Raw genomic sequence first — 5,273 nt, forward strand, 5'->3', positions numbered from 1 at the left:
TTGTAAATTCAGAATTTTTATGTTCTTTTATATATCCAATTATCAACATTAGAAATGCAAGTGGGGAAAAAATCCCGCCTAAAAATCCTCCAACATCCTTAATTTCGATGCTTTTAAGGTCTTCTAGGCTTATATCAAAATATTTATGAATTATAAAAAAATAAACAGCAAAAAGTGCTCCCGATAAAGTGAAATTATCAGTTATGAAGGTAATTATTTTTTTCATTTTTCCTTCCTCTCCTAAATCATCGTATTGCCAGACTACACAACGCGGCCAACTATTTTAAGTTTGCTCAAGTCCTGAGTTGGCATGTCATGTCTCAGTCGTTCTTGTTGTCTGAGGTGATAGCAACCAAGCCGTCTAGCTGTTTTTGCACTCGTTTTACAAATAAGTCTCCATCCTAGGGGATGAGGTACACCGCTGTTACTCTTTGCTAATTGAAAAGTGTAAAGGTTTTCTCTAGAGGAGTCGCTATTTTCGTTAAGTGATAAGGAGGGGATGGTTCGCTGAATGGGGTGATTTTGGTAGAAAGAGGTGGGAGTGGTAAATTTAAGGCAATAAAAAACCACCCGAAGGTGGTTTTTTATATGACTCACAAACAGTGTGTCGTTTGTGTGTCGACTTCATCTTAAAAAGTGCAAACCCTTTTAAAATCAAGCCTTTAATTGGTGGAGGCGGGGGGGTCGAACCCCCGTCCGTCAGTCCTCTGCCATCGGCTCTACATGCATAGTCACTTCTATTATTTGACCACGAACCGCCCGAAGGACAGGGTGTTAATGGCGAGCCTACTTAATCTTATAACCTTATCCCTAGGCGGGGCATCAGTTAGCATCTTGTAATTTATGATACTGCAGAATCTCTGGCTACAAGCAACCTGAGGGCAGCACACTAGCAGCGGTTTAGGCTGCTAAAGCGTAGTTTTCGTCGTTTGCGACTATTAAATTGATACGGGGGATTAACGAGATCACGTATCACTCTCGACATGCACCTTTGGGTTTGTAACCGACGTCGAAACCATGTCGCCCCCAAAAAGTAACGTTAGTTTAACGCAAACTATTGGCTTACGCTAGAGATAACGCTGAAATGCTTAGTTTGTTCCTATTCACTACACGGTTAAATAACCTTTATGAATGGGTCAGACTAGGCACTGTGTTTCATTAATCGTTCTTTGTCTCTTGACCAATCACGATCACGTTCAGTATCACGTTTGTCGTGTTCTTTTTTACCTGTTACCAAAGCGATTTCGCATTTGATTTTGTTGGCTTTCCAGTACAGTGCCATGGCCGCACAGGTTTTGCCTTTTTGCTCGGTGACTTGGATGATCCTATCAAGCTCTTTGCGGTTCAACAGTAATTTACGTTGGCGCAAAGGTTCACAAACAACATGCGTTGAGGCACTAAGCAGTGGCGTAATACGCGCACCGACAAGCCACGCTTCGTTTTGGTGGATGATGACGAAGGAGTCTACTAATTGGGCTTTGCCTTCGCGCAGGCTTTTTACTTCCCAACCAGATAAAACCAAACCGGCTTCGAACTTCTGGTCGACAAAGTAGTCGTATTTTGCACGTTTGTTAAGCGCGATGGTGCCCGTGCTGCTGGATTTTTTCTTTACTTTACTCATAGTTGGAAATTATACGGTCGATAGAGGCAAAAACCTATGCTTTTCTTGAGGTATGCGCCTGAATGTTGGAAAATTCGTACCTGTTAACTAAATTTGTCTGGTTAGGTGTCACGTACGTTGCTTATGTTCGTATTTTGTTCCTATCCTTAAAACACATCTTGTGTATTTAGAGCCTAAATTTATGCCTGAAAGTCGATGTTTACAAGGTATCTGGTCAAGTCCATGGATATTTATTTTTGCGGCCAGCGGATCTGCTGTGGGATTAGGCAACATTTGGAAGTTTCCCTATGTGCTTGGTGAAAACGGTGGCGGCGCTTTTTTGGTAGTGTATTGCCTGTGTCTACTGCTGGTGGGTTTGCCGGTACTGATCGCAGAAGTGGCGCTTGGCCGAACAGTGCGTTCAAATCCTATTGATACGGTAAATGATTTAAGTGAACGCCGCATTGTGCACCCTGCTTGGGTGTTGGTGCCTTGGTTAGCGGGGATCACAGGTTTTTTGATTTTGACGTTTTATAGTGTGATTGCTGGCTGGTCTATTGCTTATTTGGACCGAGCTATCACGGGGGGATTTGATAATATTACTCAGGTGGGCGCGTCTAGCATGTTCAATGAACTGTTAGCGACGCCCAGTGAAATGTTATTGTGGCATTCGGTCTTTATGGTATTGGTGGTATTGACCGTTGGCCAATCGGTGACGCGCGGTTTGTCCGCTGTAGTACGCATTTTATTGCCCGTGTTGGTGGTAACACTGTTATTACTGGCGTGTTATTCGATGATGATCGGCAATATGAGCGAGGCATTGAACTTTATGTTCCGCTGGTCTTGGCAGAATATTACCTTTGATGTGGTATTGGCCGCTGTCGGTTTGGCGTTGTTTAGTTTAAGTGTTGGCATGGGAGCCATGTTTGCTTATGGCGCCTATATGAGTAAACGTATGTCCATTGCTCGAGCCTGTAGCATTGTGGTGGGCGTGGATTTGTTGGTGGCTCTTTTAGCTGGGCTGGTGATTTTTCCGTTGGTTTTCTCGTTTGATATTGATGTTCAGGCGGGCTCAAGTTTGACGTTTGTGTCTTTGCCGATCATTTTTGGTAATTTGTTAGGCGGGCAGTTTTTTGCAGGGGTGTTCTTTTTATTGCTTGTGGTGGCGGCGTTAACCTCGGCGATTTCCATGTTGGAACTGTTTGTCGCTTGGTTGCATGAAAAATTTTACATTGCCCGTTTAAAAGCGGCGTTATTAATGGGCATGGCGGTTTGGTTTGTGGGCATTGCCGTGTTGTTGTCTCTTAATCATTGGGACAGCAAGCTGATGTTTGGACTAAATCTGTTTGAATTATTGGATAAATTTACATCCCTGATTCTTTTGCCTGTTGGGGCGATTTTGTTGTCCGTTTTGGTGGCGTGGTTTATTCCTCGTCCTATGCTGCAAAATGAGATGATTACAAAGCAAGCAAATCACTTTCAATGGTGGTATAAGACATTGAAATACATAAGTATTCCAGCAATGATAGTGATTACTCTTGCTGGCTGGATAGGAGTGTAATTTGAGCCATATAGAGCGATTCGCGCATGTGAATTACAGTTGTGAGCAAATGTTTGCACTGGTGAATGATATCGATGGTTATCCTGAGTTTTTACCGGGTTGCTTGGGACTCTACTCTCATTTCAAAAACGCCAACAGAAATCGTGGCTTCTTTGGAAGTGGGAAAAGGGCCGGTAAGACAATCTTTCACAACCAAGAACTTTTTGGAAAATTACAGTCGAATAGAGATGACTTTGGTGAAAGGGCCATTTAAACGTTTGCATGGGGTATGGACGTTCACAGAGTTGTCTCCGACAAGCTGTAAAATTATGCTGAGTATTAATTTTGAACTGAGCGGCATGCTGAAATTTGCCTTTGGTGGGGTGTTTAGTCAAATTGCCAACACCATGGTGGATTCTTTTAGCAAGCGGGCCAAAGTGGTGTACGGTGAATAAGATGAGAGTGGAAGTAGCGTATGCTCTACCTGAAAAGCAGAAAATTATCACTTTAGAGGTTGAAGAAGGTTGCACAGTGCGCGATGCGGTTCGTCGTTCTAATATCCAAGTTTTTTTTCCGGATGTGGATGTAGAAACGGTGAAGGTGGGGATTTTTGGTAAAGCGGTAAGAAACGCAGAAGAGCAAGTGTTAAAAGAAGGCGAGCGAGTTGAGCTGTATCGTGAGCTGAAGGTTGACCCAAAACAAGCTAGGGCCAACCGTGCAGCAAAAAACAACTAAGGATTAGTTGTTTTTGATTTGTGTTAAGACGCCATCGCTAAAAATTAGCACCAGGTCGTCTGCATCACTTTGTTTGGTGTCTGGCGTTGCGTATAGTGTTGTGTATAGGTAATGCCATTCGTTTGGTTTAAAGGTGTCTCTTAGCATTGGGTTGCCCAATAGATAAGTGACCTGAGATTCAGACATGCCAATTTGTAACTGTGATAGCTGTTCCTTGGTGACAAGGTTTCCTTGTGTTACTGGAACCTTGTAAGGTGGTGGAAATAAACTGCATGCGCCGAGTGAAAGCGCTGCGCATAATATTAAAACTGATTTTTTCATTTGTATTATCCTTACTCTGGTGTGCTAATGATAAAGTAATTATCAACAAGATCGAATAGAGAATGACTCATGACTAGCGAAAATCAAGAGCTAAAGAAAGCGGGACTCAAGGTAACTCTACCACGAGTGAAAATTTTACAAATTCTTGAAGGTGCGGGCGACCGTCATATGAGTGCTGATGATGTGTATCGCACTTTACTAGATCAAGGTGAAGACGTAGGTTTAGCGACGGTTTATCGAGTGCTAACCCAGTTTGAAACTGCAGGATTAGTACAACGCCATCACTTTGAGGCTGGTACGGCTGTGTTTGAGTTGGCGAAAGGCGATCATCATGATCATATGATTTGTCTAGACAGCGGCAAGGTGATTGAATTTGTTGATCCTATTATCGAAAAGCGTCAACGCGAAATTGCAGAAGAGCATGGTTTTGATATTGAGGACCATAGCTTGATTATTTACGTGCGTCCAAAGAAAAAATAATCGTTCATATGACCTTTGGGTGATACATAGAAGGGCTTAAACGACGAGTTTAGGCCCTTTTTATTGAGTGGGTTATTGCAATTGGACATTGCCAAGCATTTCACGGGCGTGAGCGAGTGTTTGCTCAGTGAGTTCGAGTCCGCCTAACAAGCGAGCGATCTCTTGAGTGCGGTGCTGATCTTTGAGTAACTCGACTTGAGAAGAGGTTGCTTCGTCTTCAACCAGTTTGCTGACTCGTAGATGCTGATTGCCTTGTGCGGCCACTTGCGCCAAGTGAGTCACACAAAAGACTTGGCCACGTTTGCCAACAGAGCGCAGCATACGACCTACCACCTCGGCGATGCCGCCGCTGATGCCAACGTCTACCTCATCAAAAACCAAGGTCGGAATAATCGATGTGTGTGCGGTCACTACTTGAATTCCCAAGCTGATACGTGACAGCTCACCACCCGAAGCGACTTTTCGTAACGGCTGTGCTGGTTGGCCGGGGTTAGAGGCAATCATGTATTCAATGTCCTCAAAACCATTGGCTGATACTTGATTAAGGGGTTGGCACTGAATAAAAAAGCGTGCGTGGGGCATGCCAAGCCCGTGTAT

8 protein-coding genes, 1 other RNA gene and 1 pseudogene are annotated in these 5,273 nt (G+C 43.7%); 5 read left to right on the forward strand and 5 right to left on the reverse strand.

The genetic code is table 11. From position 1 onward, the window contains the following. The 3 genes from ONZ52_RS24405 to smpB form a co-directional block, all read right to left on the reverse strand. The coding region (locus ONZ52_RS24405; protein ID WP_265221166.1) for a hypothetical protein at positions 1-226 on the reverse strand (226 nt) is incomplete at its 3' end. 441 nt (positions 227-667) lie between these two features. Continuing rightward, positions 668-1,028, reverse strand: a transfer-messenger RNA (tmRNA) gene (gene ssrA / locus ONZ52_RS24410). A gap of 113 nt (positions 1,029-1,141) precedes the next feature. Next, the gene (gene smpB, locus ONZ52_RS24415) at positions 1,142-1,621 is read right to left on the reverse strand and encodes an SsrA-binding protein SmpB (RefSeq protein WP_111607185.1); all 480 of its coding nucleotides are present in this window, start codon (positions 1,619-1,621) and stop codon (positions 1,142-1,144) included. Between the two features lie 181 nt (positions 1,622-1,802). Between smpB and ONZ52_RS24420 the strand changes: the two genes are divergently transcribed. From ONZ52_RS24420 to ONZ52_RS24435, 4 genes are read left to right on the forward strand one after another with little or no spacing between them, the layout of a single operon-like run. After that, entirely contained in the window at positions 1,803-3,161 is a 1,359-nt protein-coding gene (locus ONZ52_RS24420; protein ID WP_265221168.1) for a sodium-dependent transporter, read from the forward strand. A gap of 1 nt (position 3,162) precedes the next feature. Beyond that, positions 3,163-3,414, forward strand: coding sequence for a type II toxin-antitoxin system RatA family toxin (locus tag ONZ52_RS24425; protein WP_265217947.1), 252 nt, complete (start codon positions 3,163-3,165; stop codon positions 3,412-3,414). Further along, positions 3,320-3,595, forward strand: coding sequence for a type II toxin-antitoxin system RatA family toxin (locus ONZ52_RS24430; RefSeq protein ID WP_265221169.1), 276 nt, complete (start codon positions 3,320-3,322; stop codon positions 3,593-3,595). The genes ONZ52_RS24425 and ONZ52_RS24430 overlap by 95 nt, the downstream gene beginning before the upstream one ends. Before the next feature lies 1 nt (position 3,596). Further along, positions 3,597-3,875, forward strand: coding sequence for an RnfH family protein (locus tag ONZ52_RS24435; RefSeq protein ID WP_265217945.1), 279 nt, complete (start codon positions 3,597-3,599; stop codon positions 3,873-3,875). A 3-nt stretch (positions 3,876-3,878) separates the two neighbouring features. On the opposite strand, the gene ONZ52_RS24440 is transcribed toward ONZ52_RS24435, so the two are convergent. Beyond that, positions 3,879-4,196: an outer membrane protein assembly factor BamE gene (locus ONZ52_RS24440; protein ID WP_265217944.1), complete on the reverse strand. Its 318-nt coding sequence runs from the start codon at positions 4,194-4,196 to the stop codon at positions 3,879-3,881. Positions 4,197-4,265: 69 nt separating this feature from the next. On the opposite strand from ONZ52_RS24440, the gene fur reads away from it, so the two are divergent. After that, positions 4,266-4,676, forward strand: coding sequence for a ferric iron uptake transcriptional regulator (gene fur / locus ONZ52_RS24445; protein ID WP_111607180.1), 411 nt, complete (start codon positions 4,266-4,268; stop codon positions 4,674-4,676). 72 nt (positions 4,677-4,748) lie between these two features. On the opposite strand, the pseudogene ONZ52_RS24450 reads toward fur, so the two are convergent. After that, positions 4,749-5,273, reverse strand: a pseudogene (locus tag ONZ52_RS24450) (DNA repair protein RecN); the annotation flags it as partial.

Source organism: Marinomonas rhodophyticola (genome assembly GCF_026113935.1).
Classification (GTDB): domain Bacteria; phylum Pseudomonadota; class Gammaproteobacteria; order Pseudomonadales; family Marinomonadaceae; genus Marinomonas; species Marinomonas rhodophyticola.

Excerpts from the sequence above, each read along its gene's own strand:
- smpB (WP_111607185.1), bottom strand. The coding sequence starts at position 1,621 with ATGAGTAAAGTAAAGAAAAAATCCAGCAGCACGGGCACCATCGCGCTT.
- ONZ52_RS24420 (WP_265221168.1), top strand. The coding sequence starts at position 1,803 with ATGCCTGAAAGTCGATGTTTACAAGGTATCTGGTCAAGTCCATGGATA.
- ONZ52_RS24435 (WP_265217945.1), top strand. The coding sequence starts at position 3,597 with ATGAGAGTGGAAGTAGCGTATGCTCTACCTGAAAAGCAGAAAATTATC.
- ONZ52_RS24440 (WP_265217944.1), bottom strand. The coding sequence starts at position 4,196 with ATGAAAAAATCAGTTTTAATATTATGCGCAGCGCTTTCACTCGGCGCA.
- fur (WP_111607180.1), top strand. The coding sequence starts at position 4,266 with ATGACTAGCGAAAATCAAGAGCTAAAGAAAGCGGGACTCAAGGTAACT.